Source organism: Paenibacillus phytohabitans, from assembly GCF_013141775.1.
Lineage (GTDB): Bacteria > Bacillota > Bacilli > Paenibacillales > Paenibacillaceae > Paenibacillus_AQ > Paenibacillus_AQ phytohabitans.
In genome coordinates, this window is record NZ_WHOB01000098.1 from 54,319 (window position 1) to 74,579 (window position 20,261).

At 52.5% G+C, this 20,261-nt stretch carries 19 protein-coding genes; 11 read left to right on the plus strand and 8 right to left on the minus strand.

The window, feature by feature from the left end:
- Positions 1-33 precede the first annotated feature (33 nt).
- Together GC101_RS35300 and GC101_RS35305 are read right to left on the minus strand one after the other, a co-directional pair.
- Positions 34-870 (minus strand): carbohydrate ABC transporter permease, encoded by an 837-nt coding sequence (locus GC101_RS35300; protein WP_039307391.1) that lies wholly within the window; start codon positions 868-870, stop codon positions 34-36.
- Between the two features lie 48 nt (positions 871-918).
- Entirely contained in the window at positions 919-1,869 is a 951-nt protein-coding gene (locus tag GC101_RS35305; RefSeq protein ID WP_246354654.1) for a carbohydrate ABC transporter permease, read from the minus strand.
- Between the two features lie 224 nt (positions 1,870-2,093).
- Between GC101_RS35305 and GC101_RS35310 the strand changes: the two genes are divergently transcribed.
- The 4 genes from GC101_RS35310 to GC101_RS35325 all read left to right on the plus strand — a co-directional run bounded on the left by GC101_RS35310 (position 2,094) and on the right by GC101_RS35325 (position 5,766).
- Complete coding sequence (locus tag GC101_RS35310) at positions 2,094-2,657, plus strand: GbsR/MarR family transcriptional regulator (RefSeq protein WP_042139941.1); 564 nt, start codon at positions 2,094-2,096, stop codon at positions 2,655-2,657.
- Between the two features lie 783 nt (positions 2,658-3,440).
- Entirely contained in the window at positions 3,441-3,893 is a 453-nt protein-coding gene (locus GC101_RS36845) for an Lrp/AsnC family transcriptional regulator (protein WP_076247727.1), read from the plus strand.
- 4 nt (positions 3,894-3,897) lie between these two features.
- Positions 3,898-4,869 carry an EamA family transporter gene (locus GC101_RS35320; RefSeq protein WP_171721083.1) on the plus strand — a complete coding sequence of 324 codons (972 nt, stop codon included), beginning with the start codon at positions 3,898-3,900 and terminating at the stop codon, positions 4,867-4,869.
- Positions 4,870-4,896: 27 nt separating this feature from the next.
- On the plus strand, positions 4,897-5,766 hold the full coding sequence (locus tag GC101_RS35325) for a helix-turn-helix domain-containing protein (RefSeq protein ID WP_171721084.1): 870 nt from the start codon (positions 4,897-4,899) through the stop codon (positions 5,764-5,766).
- A gap of 51 nt (positions 5,767-5,817) precedes the next feature.
- Here GC101_RS35325 and GC101_RS35330 read toward each other — a convergent pair whose 3' ends face one another.
- The 6 genes from GC101_RS35330 to GC101_RS35355 all read right to left on the minus strand — a co-directional run bounded on the left by GC101_RS35330 (position 5,818) and on the right by GC101_RS35355 (position 15,126).
- A complete protein-coding gene (locus GC101_RS35330; RefSeq protein WP_171721085.1) occupies positions 5,818-8,322 on the minus strand; it encodes an ABC transporter permease in 2,505 nt (834 codons plus the stop codon).
- Positions 8,319-9,017, minus strand: a complete 699-nt coding sequence (locus GC101_RS35335; RefSeq protein WP_171721086.1) for an ABC transporter ATP-binding protein — start codon at positions 9,015-9,017, stop codon at positions 8,319-8,321. Before GC101_RS35335 ends, GC101_RS35330 begins: the two co-directional genes overlap by 4 nt.
- 96 nt (positions 9,018-9,113) lie before the next feature.
- A complete protein-coding gene (locus GC101_RS35340) occupies positions 9,114-10,148 on the minus strand; it encodes a sensor histidine kinase (RefSeq protein WP_171721087.1) in 1,035 nt (344 codons plus the stop codon).
- The gene (locus tag GC101_RS35345) at positions 10,145-10,831 is read right to left on the minus strand and encodes a response regulator transcription factor (protein WP_171721088.1); all 687 of its coding nucleotides are present in this window, start codon (positions 10,829-10,831) and stop codon (positions 10,145-10,147) included. Before GC101_RS35345 ends, GC101_RS35340 begins: the two co-directional genes overlap by 4 nt.
- Positions 10,832-10,996: 165 nt before the next feature.
- On the minus strand, positions 10,997-13,276 hold the full coding sequence (locus GC101_RS36675; protein WP_171721089.1) for an exosporium glycoprotein BclB-related protein: 2,280 nt from the start codon (positions 13,274-13,276) through the stop codon (positions 10,997-10,999).
- A complete protein-coding gene (locus tag GC101_RS35355) occupies positions 13,273-15,126 on the minus strand; it encodes a glycosyltransferase (RefSeq protein WP_171721090.1) in 1,854 nt (617 codons plus the stop codon). Before GC101_RS35355 ends, GC101_RS36675 begins: the two co-directional genes overlap by 4 nt.
- 288 nt (positions 15,127-15,414) lie before the next feature.
- Here GC101_RS35355 and GC101_RS35360 point away from each other — a divergent pair, with 288 nt between their 5' ends.
- The 7 genes from GC101_RS35360 to GC101_RS35390 all read left to right on the plus strand — a co-directional run bounded on the left by GC101_RS35360 (position 15,415) and on the right by GC101_RS35390 (position 20,198).
- A complete protein-coding gene (locus GC101_RS35360; protein WP_039307338.1) occupies positions 15,415-15,714 on the plus strand; it encodes a LiaF transmembrane domain-containing protein in 300 nt (99 codons plus the stop codon).
- Between the two features lie 47 nt (positions 15,715-15,761).
- Positions 15,762-16,439, plus strand: coding sequence for a PspA/IM30 family protein (locus tag GC101_RS35365; protein ID WP_042239590.1), 678 nt, complete (start codon positions 15,762-15,764; stop codon positions 16,437-16,439).
- A 4-nt stretch (positions 16,440-16,443) separates the two neighbouring features.
- Complete coding sequence (locus tag GC101_RS35370) at positions 16,444-16,920, plus strand: PspC domain-containing protein (protein WP_042139929.1); 477 nt, start codon at positions 16,444-16,446, stop codon at positions 16,918-16,920.
- 3 nt (positions 16,921-16,923) lie between these two features.
- Positions 16,924-17,631, plus strand: a complete 708-nt coding sequence (locus tag GC101_RS35375) for a PspA/IM30 family protein (RefSeq protein WP_171721091.1) — start codon at positions 16,924-16,926, stop codon at positions 17,629-17,631.
- 163 nt (positions 17,632-17,794) lie between these two features.
- Positions 17,795-18,442: a cell wall-active antibiotics response protein LiaF gene (gene liaF / locus GC101_RS35380; protein WP_039307347.1), complete on the plus strand. Its 648-nt coding sequence runs from the start codon at positions 17,795-17,797 to the stop codon at positions 18,440-18,442.
- A 46-nt stretch (positions 18,443-18,488) separates the two neighbouring features.
- Positions 18,489-19,523, plus strand: coding sequence for a sensor histidine kinase (locus GC101_RS35385; protein ID WP_039307348.1), 1,035 nt, complete (start codon positions 18,489-18,491; stop codon positions 19,521-19,523).
- A gap of 21 nt (positions 19,524-19,544) precedes the next feature.
- Complete coding sequence (locus GC101_RS35390; RefSeq protein WP_039307403.1) at positions 19,545-20,198, plus strand: response regulator; 654 nt, start codon at positions 19,545-19,547, stop codon at positions 20,196-20,198.
- Positions 20,199-20,261: the final 63 nt, after the last annotated feature.

Sequence of the window (20,261 nt, forward strand, 5' to 3'; positions counted from 1 at the left end):
ATCATTCTCCTCTTTGTTTGGAAATATTAGATTTCAGCCTTTACTGGAGCCTGCGGTCATGTTGACACTTTGCATAATCGTTTTCTGCGCCAGCAGGAAGACAAGCAGCAGCGGGGCAATCGTGAAGGCGCTGGCGGCCATGATGAGCGGCCATTTCAGTCCATACGCACCTCCTTCCACGAAGAAGCTGCGCAGACCGGCTGATACCAGCTGCAGGCTGGGGTCCTTGGTAATCAGCATCGGCCAGAAATAATTGTTGTACTGATCAATGAAGGTAATCAGCGCCAGTACAGCGAAGGATGAACGAGTAACCGGAACCAGCACCGTCCAGAGAATCCGCATATGCGAAGCACCGTCCACTTCACCTGCCTCCACCAGCTCATGCGATACCTGCAGGAAGGCTTGTCTGATCAGGAAGATGGAGAAGATACTTACACAATTAGAGAGAATCAGTCCCGCATAAGAATTCAGCAGATGAAGCTCAGACAGTACCAGATATCCGGGCAGATAGACAGCTGTAGCAGGAACCATATAACCGAACAGAATGACTCCGGCAAAAACACCCTTCAGACGGAACTTCATATGCGTCAGCGCATACGCCATCATCCCGGAATTGATCGTCTGCAGGATGACGATGGAGACAGCCACGAAGATGCTGTTGCCCATATATCGGGCGAAGGGGGCCTCGTTCCAGGCTGCGGCGAAATTCCCCCAGAGCGGTACCTCAGGCCAGAGCGTAGGCGGGGAGCGCCAGATTTCATCATTGGTTTTGAGTGCGCTGGTAACCATCCAGTAGAACGGAAAGGCCATCAGCAGAGCAAGCGCGGCGAAAAAAATCTGGCGGGCCGGTCCGCTGAGCCGTGTGAGCATACGCAAGCGGTGAGACCTCCTTGTACGAAAGATAAGAACAGATAACTGCTATTGATAATGGGTGGTCCGCTTGCTGATGCTGAAAGAGAACACCGACAGCAGCATGCAGAGGAAGACCAGAACGACAGCTACAGTGGAAGCCTCTCCGATCTGGAACGATTCGAAGGCGGACTGATAATACAGATACAGTAAGGTGCGGGTAGAGCCGGACGGGCCGCCCTGCGTCAGCACATTAATCTGATCGTAGGCCTGAAGCGCCGAGATGAGCTGTACCACGAACAGAAACAGTGTGGTCGGCGAGATCAGCGGCAGCGTGATGCGGAGGAACTTCTGCACCGGACTTGCCCCGTCAAGCTCCCCGGCTTCCAGCAGGTCTGAAGGCACATTCCGCAGCGCCACCAGATAGAAGATCATCGCCCAGCCTACTGATTTCCAGATCGTTACGAGCAGCACGCCAATCAGCGCCCACTTGGGGTCTTGCAGCCACCCGATCGGCTCAAGGCCGAAGAAGCCGAGCACTGTATTGGCGAGACCGACGTCAGGCTCATATATCCAGGACCAGACGATGGATACGGCAACGGTTGGTGTGACCCAAGGCGAGAACAGCAGCACCTGATACAGGGCAGAGCCCTTTAAGTTGAACGTGGGGCCCCCGCGAAGTACCTGAGTAAACCTCGAAGCTAAAGCTCCACTTCGTGGGGTTGTTTTATGGTTCATCAGGAGGGCAAGGCCCAGTCCCAGCAGGATGATCGGCAGCACACTGCCCGCACAGAAGAGCACAGTTACTCTTAAGGCTTGGTAAAAAGCCGGATTGCTGAGCAGGTCGATATAATTCTGCAGGCCGACAAAGGTCTTCTCCGGGCTCATGAAATCCCATTCCGTGAAGCTGAGATACAGTACATACAGCAGCGGTGCCAGCCAGAACAGGACGAACGGGACCATTGCCGGCAGCGTGAACAGCACGGGCTTAAGGCCGCTAATAAGCTTTGAACGTGTCATTTTCGTCCCAATACCCCATTCCATCTACATTGTTTTGTGCGGTATAATGCAGAGGACAGCTCCTCTGTTCAAAAAAAATTGTACACTCATGGACGAGGCTTGTGGTCAAGCGGGAGTAAACATACTTCGGAATTTGTGTAAAATTTGTAGTAAGTCTGCCGCAAAGCTTCAGTTTTGTGTAATGTAGAGAGAACAATTCTATGCGAAAATGAGGTGCTACCCTGATGAAGCAGGCCGCATTTGGCGAGGACAACCCGCATCGTTCACCACGGGAGCAGCTGCTCGGCCCGATGATTGATGCGATAGCGCAGACGATGGATTTGTATGGAGCGAATTATTCCTTCGGGCAGCTGTACGGAATTATGTTCTTTGAGGACAAGCCGATGACGCTGGAGGAAATGAAGCAGGTCATGAATATGAGCAAAAGCAATATGAGCTACGGTGTCCGCTCCCTGATCGCCTCCCGGATGGTTACGAAGCTGGAGGAGAAGCGTGAGCGGAAGGAGCTGTATGCGGCGGAGACGGATTTCTTCCAGGCCTTCCGGAACTTTTTCACGCTGAAGCTTCAGCGGGAGATTGATGTGATGCAGGAGGCGATGGGGACGGCGGTGCCTGAACTGCAGGCGCTAATCGATGCGGAGGACACTCCGGAGGAGGAACGGCAGGCCTGCCTCAAGGATCTGGACAAGCTGAAGCATGCCGCTGAATATTATGTCTGGCTCCAGCAGTTCGTGTCGGGGCTTGCGGAAGGAACGGTGTTCGGCGGCGGCTTACCGGGCAGGGAATAGCTGCTGAGCTCGGGGAAGAAGTTGCCGCCCGGCGCCCGGACAGGAGTAGCTGCTGAGCTCAGGGAATGCGTAGCCGCCGACGCTGGACAGAAGTAGCTGCTGATCGCTGTCGCTGCGGACGGAGCAATGAAAGTCTGCGTCTCCAGTTCATCTGTGACACGGGAACAACTGTGGGGGAGACCGATATCCTGCGGGAACCGGACTGACAATCCCCTATTTGGCGAAAATACCCTGTTATTTAACCTGCGCGGACTCAGATTCCGCTAAATGTCTCAAAGACCCTTGTTTTGGCGTGCCCGGAAGTAAATAGAGGTTTCTGAGTCCGTTTGCTGGGACAAAGCAGCCCTTTTCGTAAAATAGGGTCCTCTCAGTCCGGTTGAGTATAGTTTGGGGTTGGAAACTGGGTTCGATTCAGCCCAATTCAGTACAACCCAGCCTTTTCAAACTCGTTTGCTTTACTCATGCAGCCAGCTGGTTATTTTACTCTCTCTCCGTTCCGCCCCAGTCTGGAGTTTCGCAGCAGATATCAAATATCCCCCGGCATCATCCTGCTCAAGCAGCGGCCTAAGCCAGCTTCTCCAGCTGGCGGCTCAAAACTTGGGTTTTTTCGTATCAAACGCACCTACGATTCGTTATTCTCATGATAGATTTGAGCCGGTATTCTAACGATTAACGATATTATTTCCCGTTTATCTTACGAAACGTTTGATTTTACTGATGAACACTAACGATTAGTCATTATTCATATAAATCATGCTATAATTTTGCCCAGGAGGCGGTCTTGTGGATGAACTCGATATTAGAATTCTAAAGCTGCTGGAAGAGAACGGGAGACTGTCTCATGAAGAGATCGGCAAGCTGCTGCATATCTCCCGGCCGTCTGTGCATCAAAGGGTCGGCAAGCTGGAGAAAAGCGGAGTGATCAAGGGCTATAGGGGAATTGTGGACTGGAGCAAGCTGGACCAGAAGATCAAAGTCATGATCTCCGTGAAGGTGGTCAGCCAGGGCTTTAAGGAGGCGGCCGAACAGATTATCCGCATCCAAATCCCGGGAGTGAGCATCATCGAATGCCAGCGGCTGGCGGGAGAGTGGTGCATGCTGCTCAAGGTAAGGGTGACCTCGCCGGAGGAGCTTACACTGCTGCTTGACGAGATTCTCCGTATTCCTGACATTAAGGAAACCTCGACCACTTTTATTTTATCTACTATATATGAGGACGGATTGAAGGGGGTGTAGCGGTATGCCGCAGAAGAAGAAAGTGAATCCGGTGTACGTGGTTGGTATTGCGCTATTGTGCGTTTATTTGTTTTGGGGAGGCACCTATGTCGGCATGAAGATTGCGATTGAGACGATGCCGCCTTTTCTGATGGCTGGAGTGCGGTTTTTTGCAGCCGGTGCTGTGCTCTATATGATTGCCAGATTAAGCGGAGCGAAGCGTCCGGCCGGGCGCGAGTGGCGGTCTTCGGCGATTGTCGGCGCCTTGCTGCTGCTTGGAGGCAACGGTGTGGTGGCCTGGTCAGAGCAAAGAGTATCTTCATCCATCGCTTCACTGATCGTTGCGGCCGTTCCCGTCTGGATGATGCTGATGGGCTGGTTTGGCCGCGGCGGCAAACGTCCGAATACCGGTGTCATCGCCGGCATTGTACTGGGGCTGCTGGGCATTGCCGTGCTGGTCTTCCAGCCGGGGAAGGGAGAGACGGGGACCGCCACCGATCTGATCGGTATTATTACCTTATTAATAGCTTCCATAAGCTGGGCAGTCGGATCGATGTATTCACGCAATGCTGCAATGCCGGATTCCCCGCTGATGTCAACGGCAGCACAGATGCTGACGGGAGGGGCGCTGTTGATAATTTTCTCCTATTTCACCGGCGACTGGTCCCGGCTTGATGTCTCCGGCATTTCTATGCGCTCATATTTGGCACTCGGTTATCTGGTCGTCTTCGGCTCCATCGTCGGCTACACGGCCTACATCTGGCTGCTCAAGAATGCTGACGCGTCTCTCGTCTCAACCTATGCCTTCGTTAATCCGGTGGTGGCGGTACTGCTTGGCTGGCTGCTGGTCGGTGAACAGCTTACCTTGAATACGCTGATTGCAGCCGTGATCATTATTGCAGCGGTCGTTCTGGTGACTGTTTTCCGTGGCAAGCCCCAGAAGGCGGCAACTCAAGCAGCGCTTGATATACAAAAACAGCAGCGGTCGGTACACTGAGAGCATCTTAGCCGAAGGGGTGGAAGCATGTTTGACATGTTGAAGGTGGGCAGGAATATCGTTAGATTGAGAGGAGCCGCCGGGCTTACGCAAATGGGGCTCGCAGATAAGCTGGGAATCAGCTATCAGGCGGTCAGCAACTGGGAGAGAGGCGCAAGTATGCCGGATATCTCCAAGCTTCCGGAGCTGGCGGAAATCTTTGGCGTAGGGATCGGCGAGATCCTCGGAGAAGAGCAGGGGCAAAACTCCCGCATTATCGAAAGTGTACTGGATCAGACCACGGGGGATTATTTCCGGCGGGGGGAAGGCACGGCACAAGAGCTTTCGGACCTTGCGCCGCTGCTGCAAAATGAACAGATCGGCGAAGCGTTTGAGCATGTGAAGGTGGGTGCGGCAGTAGACGATCTGTTGGCACTGGCGCCATTCTTAAGCGAAGAGACGCTGGATAAATGCGCCGTGGAGGTGTTTGAGCGGGAGGGGATTCAGCCGCTGCTGAAGCTGGCCCCGTTTATGAGTGAGGAGGGGCTGGACGAGCTTGCCAAACAAGCTTATGCCGCAGGAGGAAAACATGCACTTGTGGCGCTTGCCCCGTTTGTAAGTGAGGAGGGGCTGGAGGAATGCGCCAAGCTCGCTTTTGCCAAAGAAGGTCCGGGAGCGCTCCCCCCGCTGGCTCTGTTCCTCGAAGAAGAGCTATTGGATGAGCTGGCAGAGGCAGTCTTTGAGCAGGAAGGCTCGGGAGCGCTGCTTCCCTTGGCTCCGTTCCTCAGTGAAGAGGCACTGAATGGACTAGCTGAGCGTATATTTAATAAGGAAGGTGCGGCAGCACTCCTGCCGCTGGCTCCATTCCTCTGTGAGGATATTCTGGGCGATTGGGTGTCGCGGGCCTTCGCCAAATAACTGCTGAAAACAGCCGGTACTCGTTAGAGTATCCGGCTGTTTAGCATGCCTTTATTCCATTTCACGCAGCCTCTCGACGATTGGGCTGCGAGCGAGCGGTCTGTAGGCACTTATTGTGATGAGATAAGACAAAACAGCCAGTACCGGGATGACCAGAATGAACGGCAGCCACATCATGCGGAATTCCATATAGGCCATGCCCGCGGCAATATTCCTGGCGATCCAGTAAGTCAGCAGCACGCCTATAGTAGAGGTAAGCAGAGCGGTGAGCAGTACGGTATACAATCCTTCGTAAACAAGCATCCGTTTGAGCTGCTTCTTAGTCATCCCGATGCTCTCCAGCACGGCAAATTCATGCCTGCGGGCGATCACTCCGGTAAGGACAGAATTAATGTAATTAAGCAGACCTATAAGGGCGATTACGAGATTCAGGCCATAGCCGATAATCTCAAAAATACGGATGTTATCGCTTAACTCCTCCCTGTAATCTTCTCTGGATTTCAGCTGCAGAGCATCCAGCGGGCGGATGCCCTCTCTGAGCAATTGGCCCGTTTCATCAAGCTTGTCGGGATCTGCATGCAGGGTAAGCGATAGGATGTCTGCTGGAGTCCCGCTCTCCAAAGTGGCTTGGCGGAGCTTGGCTGCAGGCAGGAAGGCATTGTAGCCGTTGCCGAAATACATTTGGGTGGTTGCCGCAAAGAAAGCGTCATATTTCAGCACGGCCATCACTTCGTAGCTCTGCTTCAATCCGGGGTAGCTAATCCTATCTCCGGGATGATAGTAGCTTGCATAGGCGCCTGGCTCTGTAAGAGTCTGGGTCACCAGTATGAAGTCCCCGGAATCAAATTGCTCCCGGTTGAATTCCCCTTCGAGCACATCCTGTTCTGCGAGATCGTACCAGCCTGAATCCAGTCCGAAGAGCTGAGCGTGGACACGGGCAGGGATGCCCTGGGGATTGGCTGACGACTTCAGTGAAGCGCGGATGATATCATCCGGAGGAACGGTGAGCACGCTATAATAGACTTTATCGATACTTTTCACTCCGTCTATATGACTCAGCTGTCCGTACAGTTCCTCGGACAGCTCTGTATCATTGACTGAGCGTTCCCCCTCCTGCTGGATAATGCCCTTGTTGTGTATCATATAATCCCCATGAATGTAGGCGCTGAGGTACTTATTGACGTCCATAGAGGAGATCACGGTGAATATCGTATTAAACAGCAGAATGCTTAAGAAGAGCGAAGATAACATCAGGCTCAGCTTCTTTTGACTCCGGAACAGATTGGAGAACGCCATCCGGTGCAGCTTGGCCCCGTGGTTTGAGGACCTGAGAGTTTTCACTCCGCCATTCTGAACGCCTGAGAATTTAACAGCTTCCACGGGAGCGATGTCCGCTGCCAGCCGTCCCGGCTTATGCGCTGCGATCCACACGGTCAGGAAGGAGAAGAGGGCTGCGCCTGCAAAAATCCATGGACTGGACGAAAGCGAACTTCCTTTAAACTCCCCCGATAGCGAAGTGGTCAGAGGTGTAACCCATCTGCCGATTAGATAGCCGAAGCCAAGGCCGAACGGCAGGGCAATGAGGTATAGCAGCCTGGCATGAATAGCGATGATTCTCCGCAGTTGTCTCGGGGTGGTGCCAATCATTTTCAGCAGGCCGTAGAACTTCACATCACGGACCACCGAAATATAAAAAATATTATAAATAAGCAGGTAGCCGCTAAGCATAATGATGAAGATAACTGCGGCGTATGGAATGATATTCACTGCATTTTCCGCCAAAGATACACTGGAATAAGCCCAATTGATTCCGATAGGAGCCGTAATTCCCGTGTCTGCCAGGACCTTGTTGAGCTTGCTCTCAATATGAAATGAATTGCTGAACATGACACTCAGATTTGAGGTATTAACGTAGGAGCCGCTGTCTCTTGATTGTACGGGATCGATGTCTGAGAGGTTTTTATCGGTAAAAGCTTTCGAGACAAAGGCCAGTCCCGCCATCGCAAGCTCCTTGTCCGCTTCATAATAGCCTGACAAAGTGAACTTCTGGCTGATCATCCGCTCACCAATATCTATCTGCAGCGTGATCTCCTTGCCGAGCTCCGGCTGCACCCCCAGCTTGTCCAGAATCCAGGTGTTCAGGGCAACCTCATTCTCTCCAGTAGGCAATCCTCCCTCTGTGAACACGATAAAGCTGTGATCCGCGTAGACCTGATCAATCTGAAGCACCTCAACGGGATCATGCTTAAATTCTGTATTCCCCAATCTGCCGGAACTAAGCGAGTAGTCATATAGTTTAATTGAAGGATGCTTCCGCAGCGTAGCGGCTTCTTCCGGAGTAAGGTATTTAAAGCCTCCGTGGAAGTCACTTCCGGCTGTTTTCATTTGTGCATATTGCATAGACTGGTTGATACTCAGAGCCATAGTGAAAATGGAAGTAATAAGCAGTGTAGTCAGCACAATAGCGCAGATGGCCGCCAAATTTCGCAACCGGTTGGCCCGCAGGCTGGCCATCGCCAGGTTGAACACGGTCTTCCGGTTGTTCGTAGCGATCATAACCGGCTCTCCCCGGGTGCCTGCGTTAATCCTGAGGCGATCCTGCCGTCCTCAATGCGGATGATCCGGTCCGCCATCTGGGCGATGGCTTCGTTATGCGTAATCATAACAATAGTCTGGTCGAATTTGACACTGAGCTGTTTCAGCAGGATAAGCACCTCCTGGCTGGTCTTGCTGTCCAGATTGCCGGTGGGTTCATCAGCAAGGATAATGGAAGGCTTGGTCGCAAGCGCTCTTGCGATGGCCACGCGCTGCTGCTGGCCGCCGGAGAGTTCAGCAGGCAGATTGCGGGTCTTCTCCTGCAGTCCCAGACTCGTGATAATCAGGTTCAGATACTCCTGGTCGATCTGGCCTCCGTCAAGCTCAATGGGCAGGACGATATTTGCCAGCACATTCAGGATCGGCACCAGATTATAGCTCTGGAAAACGAATCCGACAGAGCGGCGTCTGAAAATGGTTAACTTCTCATCACTCATCTGAAAAATATCATGCCCGTTGACATACACCTTGCCTTCTGTGGCCCGGTCCAGACCCCCGAGCATATGCAGCAGTGTACTTTTTCCGCTGCCGCTCGTGCCGACGATTGCCACGAACTCCCCTTTCTCGACATTCATAGATACGTTATCCAGAGCCTTGACCGTCTGCGCTCCTTTTCCATAATATTTCTTGAGATTCTCTATTCGCAGAATAGGCATGTTATATTCCTCCTGTGCGTATGTTCTTATTCACATCTTCAAGGTATCAGACAAATCTAACAGGAGAGTGTCTGAAATCTGACGGAATGGACATATTCAGCATAGCGGCAGGAAGATCGAGAACACAGTGCCTTGCCCGGGCACAGATGCAGCCTTCATATGTCCGCCTTGTGCAGTGATAATCTCCCGCGCCAGGAATAGTCCTATTCCCACGCCATCTATATCGCGCACATTATTTCCCCGGTAGAACCGCTTGAAGATTTGGGGCAGCTCTTCCTGGGAGATTCCCCGGCCGGTATCTGCGATATCCAGGCGTACAAACATCTCATTCGCTTCAGCGGTGATATGGATGCTGCCTCCCGCTTCTGTATATTTCACGGCGTTCTCCAGCAGATTGAATAACACCTCGGTTGTCCACTTGGAGTCATGGTGCGCGGTGATGTGGGCTTCACAGCTTATACTGATAGTGATACAGCTGCTCTCTGCCTGGATGAAAATCTGCGAGACTGCTTCAGAAACGGCGAGGATCACAGGAGAAGACACCATGTGCAAAGAAATCATGCCCGTCTCAAGTCTGGACAGCTTGACCAGGGATTGGATCAGCCAGTCGAGCTTTTCCGACTGCTTTTTAACTTGGAGAACAAGCGGAAGCGCATGCTCATCATGCACCAGATTTTCCTCAAGCAGCTGGCTGTAAATCATAATATTGGATAACGGTGTTTTGGTCTGATGGGAGATATCGGAGATCAGTTCTTTAATTTTGTTCTTTTCCGTCTCCAGATTCTGTCCGTTCACTCTGGCAATCTCTATGTACCGCATTAATTTATGTTCTATGGAGGAGAGAAGGGTTTCTTCATAATTATAGTTTGGCTCACGCCCGAGAGTAGCGTTGTCTACCAGTGTCTCTACCTTTTCCATAAAAGAAGTGAGCTGATGCCTGAGCGACCAGGACCAGGCCCCTCCAAGGATCAGTATGCAGAGTATAAACAGAAGGGAGAGTCCGAGGAGGGATGAGCCAGTGGTATCCAGTAATATAATAGAAGTCACATAAGCCAGTACCAGAATGATAAAAGCCGCAGCAACCCCCAGATTTACCAGCCGGGTATGCGGCAGTCGTTCTTGTCCCTTCATAGAGTCGGCCCTTCTGTCCATGTATACCCTAAACCATAAACGGTCTTAATATATTGGGGAGCGGAGGGTTCATCTTCGATTTTGGCCCGCAATCTTTTGATCGCTACCGTCAATGCGTTCTCATCCACGAAGACAGCCTCCTGGCTCCACGTTTTGTCGATCAGCTGCTCTCGGGTCAGAATGTTGCCTCTGTTCACTACCAGTATGCGCAGCAGTTTCTGTTCGGACTTGCTCAGCAGCAGGGGGCGGCTGTTCTTGAAATATTCCATTTTGCCAAAATCAAATTCCAGCGGTCCGATAATGATCCTGTCACTGGCAGGCGCATCGCTCCTTCTCAGGACGGCCATTACCCGGGCCCGCAGAACCATCAGACTGAATGGCTTCGTAATATAGTCATCAGCTCCCAGCGCAAAGCCGGTAACAATATCCGGCTCCATGTCGTTGGCTGTCAGAAATATAATCGGCACTTGTGAGGTTCGGCGGATTCTCTCGCAGTAATCGAGTCCGCTTCCGTCCGGAAGATTCACATCCAGCAGAATGAGATCTATCTGGGTTGAGGATATAATCTGATCAGCCATCGCCACAGAATAGGCTTGCTCTATAATTAAGTCATTTTGAGCCAAGGACAAGGCGATCCCCTTGTTCAGGCTTCGGTCATCTTCAACGATCAGCAGTGTCTTCATGGGCGTAACTCCTTTGTGTGGATGAAGCGTTATCTCAATATTATGGCCATGACTGGGAGATCCTGCAAGGGAGTATGATGCCGTATAATTTGGAAGAGACAGTAAAAAAGCTGTTCCCTGGCAGAAATCTGCCGGGAAACAGCTTTTAATTAATAAAATGAATTATCAAGGAGGTGTTGGTACTGTTGCCGGCATCGAGATATTGAGGCCGCCGCTCATGTATCCTTGAACAGTATTCATAAGGGTGAGACCTGCCGCGGATGCTGAATATACCATAAGCAGGCGCGTTTGTGCAGTAACCGGAATAGATAGGCCTGTAATTATACCGGAAGAGACGGATCCTACGGATATTATTCCTGTAAGCGAGGGAGACAATGTCATTGCAGTTCCAGGTACAGGTACGAATGTATTGTTGGGCGTTGTACTCGCGTACAGTTGGGCTGTAATAGTTACCGTAGTTCCCACCAGAGAAAGTGCTTGTGTTGTACTGAAATATCCGCTTAGGGATGTAATGGTTCCGGCACTTGGTACAGAAAAGGCATAATTGAGATTTGTGCCGCTTGCTCCGGTTAAATCAATGGTTCCTGAGGTAACGGATACGCCGCTTACTGAGCTTCCGAAGCCAATCAGTGCGCCAGTGCCTGGCAAACCGCCTGCTATCGTAGTTACAGTAGCAGGGTTTCCTGAAGAAAACGGGATATATGCGTTTGTGCTAGCCCCTGGAGCACCAGTGGCGCCAGTCGCTCCGGTAGCTCCTGTAACACCAGTCGCCCCGGTAGCGCCAGTTACGCCAGTGGCACCTGTAGCGCCGGTGACTCCATCTTCGCCCGCAGGGCCGGTAGCACCCGTTGCTCCCGTAACGCCAGTAGCGCCAGTAGCGCCAGTGGTTCCATCTTCGCCCGCAGGCCCCGTAGCCCCAGTGGCCCCAGTAGCGCCGGAAACTCCATCTTCGCCCGCAGGCCCTGTAACGCCAGTGGCTCCAGTAGCGCCCGTTGCCCCAGTGGCGCCTTCTTCGCCCTCAGGCCCTGTAACGCCAGTGGCTCCAGTAGCGCCCGTTGCCCCAGTAGCTCCTTCTTCGCCCTCAGGTCCGGTAACGCCAGTGGCTCCAGTAGCGCCAGTCGCCCCCGTTGCACCAGTGGCTCCAGTAGCTCCCTCTTCGCCCGCAGGTCCAGTAGCGCCGGTAGCACCAGTGACTCCTTCTTCACCCGCAGGGCCGGCAGGCCCCGTCGCCCCGGTAGGCCCCGTGGTTCCGGTTACGCCGGTCTCACCTGCAGGCCCCGTTGCACCTGTTGCGCCTATTTCACCGACAGGACCGGCAGACCCAGTCGCGCCAGTCGCCCCGATTGCTCCTTGGTTTCCTGAGGAGCCGGCACTGCCCGTTGCCCCGGTTGTACCCGTAGCGCCGGTAGCGCCCGTTGCCCCCGTAGCACCTACCAGGCCTGCTGCACCCGTCGCTCCGGTGTCGCCTTTTGGCGCCGGCAGTGTAATTTCTGCCTTGGTAATATCGGCGATTTCAATATATGATGCTGCACCGTTACTATAGATTGCCGTGATGGGTTGCCCGACGGCTATATCAGAAGTGGAAGCTCCGCCAGTGCCGAAGATCAGTGTTGTACTGTCAATCTTCAGGTTCACGACTTGACCAGCTTCTGTCAGTACACCAATCTGGCTGCCGGTCAGGCTGACGATAGTGCCGCGGGCAACGGTACCGGATTGGGCCGGAGCATATCTTTCCGCCAAGCTGAAAATAGCTGCCGCCTGGGCACGGGTCACATCAGCGGTAGGTCTGAACGTTTTATCCTCGAAGCCTTGGACTACTTTTAACTGGGAAGCTGCATTGATATAGCCGGTAGCCCAGGCGGAAATTTGATTCTCATCATTGAAGGGGAGTGGTTCGCTGGCCAGGGCAAGTGCTTCATTCTCCTTGTCGAGCAGACGGATCACAAGTTTAGTCAGCCACTCGCGGCTGGCATTCTGTGTTCCCCAGCCCGAAGCGGTTTCCTCTTCAGGTTTAATTAAACCTTCATTAATAGCGGTCTGCACCCAGGCACTTGCCCAATTACTGACTTCAAGCGAAGAATTGGCCGAAGTAGCGGAAGGCTCCTCTGTGCCCAGGAAACGGACTGCCATAATTGCAGCTTCCTGATGAGTCAGAGGTGCTTTAGGATTGAAGTTACCTGTAGTATCTCCCTCGGCGAATCCCAGTGCGGCGATTTTCATTACATATTTGTACATCCACGAGCTGCTGCTTACATCATTGAAGCCTTTCTTTTCAGCTGCGGAGGCAATGCCTGTACCGCCGAATCCGGCACTTGGCAGCACGGCAGCTACCTGGCTAAGCACCATAACTGCCATAGAGGTTTTTACTAAAGCGGGTTTGATATCCTTTTTGGAGTTTTCGCTGCCATGGGCGATTTCTGTATAGCGGGTTGTTGCTTTTTTCATCGAGTAGTTCCCCCTAAAGTATATGTTTGTTTTGCAACGCCCAGGCCGGTGAAGTAGGCTCTGTTCGCCAGCACTTTGCTGTCAAAAGGAATGTGTTCTGCAGCCATTTCGTTATGGGCACTAGCCCGTTCATACTGGCCGATGCGGTCATAACAGACACAGAGCTGCAGATGCGGCAGCCAGCTCCAGCAGGCATGCTGGAGAATGGCGTAATTGTCCAGCGGCTTGGTTAATTCGCTCGCCATTTTGTACCAGAAGATGGCTTTGCTGAAGTCGTTCTCCAGCATGTACAGGCTGCCAAGCCGGCAGCAATTCTCTGCGCGGGGCAGATCATAAGAGAAAGACTGGAGCGCTTTAGCTTTGGCCTGTTGTTCATTGCCAAGCTCCCGGTAGCAATCGGAGAGGCTTCCGCAGGCATTGATCCGGTCCTCGATCCAGCTGTCTACCTGCTGCAGGAACATTTCATAGAAAGAGATGGCTTTGTCCCATTGCTTATGTTCCCTCAGCTCATTGGCGAAGTAGAACAGATCCCGGGTGGAGAAAATCTCTCCGGCCGCATGACGGCTCTCGTAGATATTCAGGTTGCGGTCAGAATTCCCGTGGACTCTGCCATGGGTGATGGAAATATCCGAACTTCGCACCTTGCCGCTAACCTCCAGGTATTCATGTACGATACCGATCCAGCGGAAGCCGTTCTCCCGCTTGACCAGGCGGTTGCGTGTAAGGCTGGAGGTGACATTACCGTGCTCGTCAAAGGCCAGATTGTAATTCATGGATACCGCATCGGTATCCCATTCCAAGGCGCTCTTCAAGGTGCTGAACTTCTCGGCATCTGCAGGAAGCAGAATATCATCAGCATCCATCCAGAGCAGGTAATCCTGTGTTGCCAGGCTGAAGGCATAATTCCGCGCTTTGGCAAAATCGTTGACCCATGTGAAGTCAGCTACCTTGTCCGTGTAGCGCAGGGCAATTTCCCTAGTACGGTCTGTTGAACCGGTATCCACAATGATGATCTCATCCACCAGTCCTGAGACACTGTCCAGACAGCGTTCAAGAGTGGCTTCCTCGTTCTTGACAATCATGCAGAGACTCACGGTGACGCTGCGTTTCATTTCATATAGAGCACTTGTAATATCGAGGCCCCATTTCCTGCGGGCTTTTTCTTTATTGGCAATCAGCTGGGCGTTGTACCAGCCGGGGGATTCCGGGAACAGCGGTGGAGGCTGGATATAGCGCACGAAGCAGTCCAGGGCGATCTGCAGACTGTATCCTGCCTGGAGCGCACGGTAGCATAGATCGTCATCCTCGTAGCATTCCAGTCCGAATTGTTCATCGAAGCCTCCAAGCTGACCGAAGGCATCACGGCGCATAAGCAGCAGATGGCTTAGCAGCCGGGTTGTGGTCTTGGCTTGTCCGGCTTTGGAGAGTGCGAACGATCTGGCGATATGATCCAGCTGCTCCATCTCTGTACAGATCACCGGAAGTCTTTGCGGGCCGCTAACATCATTGCTGACAGGGCCGATCATCGCTGCCTGCGGGTGCTGCCGGGCACAGCCGGTCAGGCTGGACAGCCATTCTTCAGACACAATCATATGGTCACGCATGAATACAAGGTATTCACCAGCCGCAAAGGATGCGCCCAGATTGTATCCTCCGGACACGCCGATACGTTCCTTGGACGAGAAGGAGCGCGCTTTTTTATGGAGAGTTAAATAGCTGCTGATCTCTTCACCGCCGCCATCGTTAATCACAATCAGCTCATAGGGGGCTTCCGTAAATAACTCAATACTGGCCAGGCATGATTTAAGTAATCGAAGATGTTGGGCCAATATGATAATGGATACTTGCATTCAATCCCTCCATTTGATTTGAAATGATATATATCACACTCTATCACAGTAAAGTGGACATATTCTGGACATTATCCGACAAAAGTCTTCATTATAATGTAGAGTCCAACAATAGTTGTGTAGCTTTATGCAAAAAGAATGATTTCCCGAGCCCCGCAGTCTGCGGTCGTGCATAAGTCCCCGACTAAGGTCCAGTACATAAAACCGTCCACAGTCTGTTTTGAAAATCTGCGGTTTGCCCTAGAATAAGGTTATAAGAAAGAGATCAGCGAAAGGCGGTGAGAAAAAATGCAAAGAAAAGGTAACGGACTTGCGATTGTGCTGATTGCAATTGGAGCGGTAATGCTGTTAGGGATTTTGCCTCATTTGATTCACGGCATCTTCGGCATCCTGTTCCCGGTATTGCTGGTGGTTCTCGGATACTACGGAATTAAGAGCGGACGCAAAATTATCGGCTGGGTGGTAATGTTCATCGGTATCATGTCCCTGCTCTCCAAGCTTTCCTGGATTATCGGACCGCTGCTCGGTGTGGCGCTGGTAGTGTGGGGCATCTCGGTACTCCGGGGTAAGCGGAGCAGAACATACTAAGAGGTAGAACAATTACTTAATTAGAAGCAGGGAGGGAACAGGAAATCATGAGTGTTTTTCGCAGAATGAGGGATATCACCGTAGCCAACTTGAATGAACGCCTGGAGCAGAGTCAGGATCCCGTGAAGCTGATTGATCAATTTCTACATTCAACCCGTGAAGAAATTGGGGAGGCAGAGCGGCTGTACCAGCAGTACGCTTCCCATACGAAGCAATTGCAGCAGCAGGTGAATCAGGCAACCGCCATGAGAAACAAACGTGAAGAGCAGGCACTCCTCGCGCTTAAGGCCGGCGAAGATCATCTCGCCAAACTGGCATTGCAGGAGAAAATTATCCACGAGGAAAAGCTGGAGCAATACAGCGGGCTGCTGGAAACCAGCCAGCAATCACTCTTCGAGCTTGAAAGCCAGTTGAATGAACTCAAAATTGAGTATCAGACGGTGTACAGCAAACGCCAGTTCTATGCAGCCCGGATGGAATCACTTCGGCTGCAGCAGCGCATGAATCAAAGAGCGAGTGCTTACGGCGGCGGTGATGTTCCCAAGATGTTCGGCCGTCTGGAGGACAAGATGACCGATTGGGAGCTGGAAGCCAAAAGCCTGAGCGATTTGCGCCGGATGGGACAGGAATACGCAGTGCAGGCCGGTGAGACGGTGGCGACCGTGCTCGAAAGAGAAATGGCCCGCCTGAAGGAGAAGCTGAACAATGATGGCAGAAAGGAGTAGTACTATGACCCGATTGTACCGTTCAACCAGAGACAGGGTAATGACAGGGCTGGCAGGCGGATTGTCCGAGACACTCGGCATCGACTCCACACTGTTCAGAATTCTGCTGGTGGTCAGCATTCCTTTTAGCGGAGGAGCCACTATCCTGGTGTACCTTATCGCAGCAATGGTAATTCCCAAGGAGCCTACCCAGTACAATCCCTTCGGACCTGGACCCGGCGCGCCGGGCGGCCCATATGGCGGTCCTTACTCAGGCAGACCTGAGCATGGCCGCGGACCGCAGGGACCTCAGGGACAACAAGGATATGGCCCTTACGGCGGACAGCCGGGCTATAATCCCGGCTATGACAAAGCAGGCGCTTACACGGCTCCCGATTCCGGTCTGGATGCCATGATGAAGGATATTGAGAAGAAGGCACTGCAAAAAGAAGTAGAAGAGCTCAAACAAAAACTGTCTAAATACGAGAAGGGAGAAGTGTAAATTATGGGAGTATTCAAACGGATTAAAGATATGACTAAAGCGTCGGTAAACGACATGTTGGATAAGGTAGAGGACCCAATCGTAATGCTGAATCAATATCTGCGCGATATGGAGGCTGAGATTCATGAGGCTGAAGTAACGGTAGCGAAGCAGATGGCCAACGAACGCCGTATGAAGCAGCGTGTGGATGAAGCCGCTAAGGTATCCGGACAGCGTGCAGCACAAGCGGAACTTGCGCTGAAGAACGGCCAGGAGGAAGTTACCCGCAAGCTGCTGGAAGAGAAGATTTATTTCGACCAGAAGCATGTTGAATACAGCGAGCTTCACGCCCAGGCTGAGGTTCAAGCCAAGGAACTGGTGCAGCAGCTTCATGATATGAAGGATGAGTTCTACAAGCTGCGCAACAAACGTAATGAACTGGTCTCCCGCGCTCAAATGGCCAAAGCCAAGAAGCAAATGTCCCAGATCAGCAGTGTACATTCCATTGAAAGCGGAAGTGCATCCCTTGGATTCCACCGCATGGAAGAAAAGATTATGCAGCTGGAAGCGGAAGCAGATGTTATGCGTGCTCCGTATAGCCCTTCGGCAACCGCATATGCTAAGCCGGTAGATCCTGAGAAGCAGCTCAAAGTGGAAGAACAGCTCGCAGCACTCAAGAGCAAGCTGAATTCTACTCCGGCAGCTCCTTCACTAGATAAAAAAGAAGAATAATGCCTGTTTCTAAAGAATAGGCAGATATGATATGCTGAACAAGGTAAAGCCATACGGTATGGATTCTCCATACCGGTATGGCTTTTGTAGCGGGAAGCGGTTATAGCTGCAGATAAGCTGAGGCTTGCGAAGTCAGCTTGGCAAAACTTTAAGGAGGTGCGGAATGGATAAACGGAACCGTTTGATTGCCATCGGACTGATTGGTGTCGGCTGCTTGATGATTTTTGGCAAATGGATCGGCTTCTTCTCCATTGTCGCACTCCTGTTCCTGCTGCTGGGGATTTACCGGACAACGTCAGGCAAGGTGAAGCAGGGGTATAAGCTTCTGGGGATCGGTGCAGTGCTGCTGCTGCTGGACCATCTGCTGCTGGTGCTTGGAATCTGCCTGATTTCACTGGGTATGTTCTTTGTCAAATCCAAAAGAATGCAGCGCAAGGCCGGGTTTATGCAGAAGCAAAGCTTCTCTTCCAGATTCGACTGGGATCTCTCGCCGTGGGTCATGCGCAGCCTCAGCGCCTGGCATGTGCTGGGTGAGGCGGATGTGGATCTTTCGCTGGCAATGGCGGAAGAACAAGAGACGATTATGCTGTTCCAGGGTATTTTTGGCGATGTGGATATTCTGATGTCCGAGGATTACGGGGTAGAGATCGAAGCCTTCGTGTTGTTCGGCTCCATAGAATCCGGCAGTCACCGGGACACAGGGATGCTGAACCGGCTGAACTGGAAGTCACCCAACTACGACAGCAGCGAGCATAAAGTGAAATTCAATATCTCATATCTGATGGGCGATCTGGACATACGGTTTCCCTGATGAATAAAGCATATGAGCAGAGAGATGGAAGGGAGGGCTCCCGGGCATGGGCAAAAAAAGCAGTAACATGGTAACGCGCAGTATGGGCGAGGGGGCTCTGTTCTCTTTGATCATGCTGCTTGTTATTACATACATTATGTATACATATGGATTATTACAGCCGTTTGAGGACTGGAAGGTTGGCGTGAGAACGGCAATGACACTGATTCTGCTGCCGATGGCCTTCGGCATCGGGTACGGGTTCTATCAGGGCTTCCGCAGCAAGCGTAAGCTGGAGCTGCTGCGGGCGACGCTGGTAGCCTGGGAGAAGGGCAACCTCACCCCGGTGATGCCGGATCTGGGCCATGATGAGCTGGGCCGGCTCGGGGAACAGCTCGGACGGATCGGCGGCAAGTGGGAGAATCAGGTGACTACGCTGCAGCGGCTCTCCACCAATAATGCCAAGCTTGCCGAGCAAGCCCGGGTGACGGCGATTATCGAGGAACGTCAGCGGCTGGCACGCGAGCTGCATGATGCCGTATCCCAGCAGCTGTTCGCGATCTCGATGACGGCAACGGCTGTAGGCCGGACGCTGGAGAAGGATTTCGACAAGGCGCAGCGGCAAATTGCGCTGATTGAGGAGATGTCCGCCGTAGCCCAGTCGGAGATGCGGGCACTGCTGCTGCACCTGAGGCCGGTATATCTGGAAGGCAAGGGGCTGGAGCAGGGGCTGCAGGAGCTGATCAAGGAACTGAAGATCAAGGTTCCGATCGATATTGTGTTCGAGATGGATCAGGGCGTGCAGCTGCTCAAAGGCGTCGAGAATCATTTGTTCCGAATTGTGCAGGAGGCGATCTCGAACACGCTGCGCCATGCCAAAGCGGAGAAGCTGGAGATCCGCCTGCACCGCCGCGGGGATACGGTCCGTCTGACGCTGCGCGATGACGGGATCGGCTTTGAGATGGATGAGAGCAAGCAGACATCCTACGGACTTTCGAATATGCAGGAGCGGATAACAGAGATCGGGGGCTCGATCCAGTTCATCACCGCTCCGGGCAAAGGAATGCGGATTGATATTACCGTACCGGTAGTCAATGAATAGGGGGCAAGGGTAACCATGGAGATGGAGGAAGCGGAAGCGATCAAGGTCCTGCTGGTGGACGATCACGAAATGGTCCGGATCGGACTTGCTGCGGTGCTTGGCACCGAGGATGGGATTGAAGTTGTAGGTGAAGCCGGAAGCGGCGAAGAAGGAATACGGCTGGCACAGGAATATAATCCGGATGTGGTACTGATGGATCTGGTGATGGACGGCATGGACGGGATCGAAACAACAAGACAGCTGTTGAAGCTGTACCCGGACTGCAAAGTTATAGTGCTGACCAGTTATTTGGATGATGAGAAAATGTATCCGGTCATTGAAGCCGGCGCGTTCAGCTATCTGCTCAAAACCTCGCGGGCCAGTGAAGTCGCGGATGCGATCCGGGCTGCCGCAAGAGGTCAGTCCGTGCTGGAATCACAAGTGGCGTCCAAAATGATGAACCGGTTCCGCTCCAATGCCAGAGGTGAGTCTCCGGCCTACAAAGAGCTTACCGAACGCGAGATGGAAGTGCTGAAGCTGCTGGCCCAGGGCAAGTCCAATCAGGATATTGCCGATCAATTAATTATTGGAATCAAGACAGTGAAATTCCATGTCACGAATATTCTTGCCAAGCTGGGCGTCGAAGACCGGACCCAGGCGGCTATTTACGCATATAAGAATGGACTGGCGGAATAAAGCCATAGACCATAGAAGCCATAGATGCACTTTCAAGAGAAATCAGCCCTGGCCTGGGAAGGA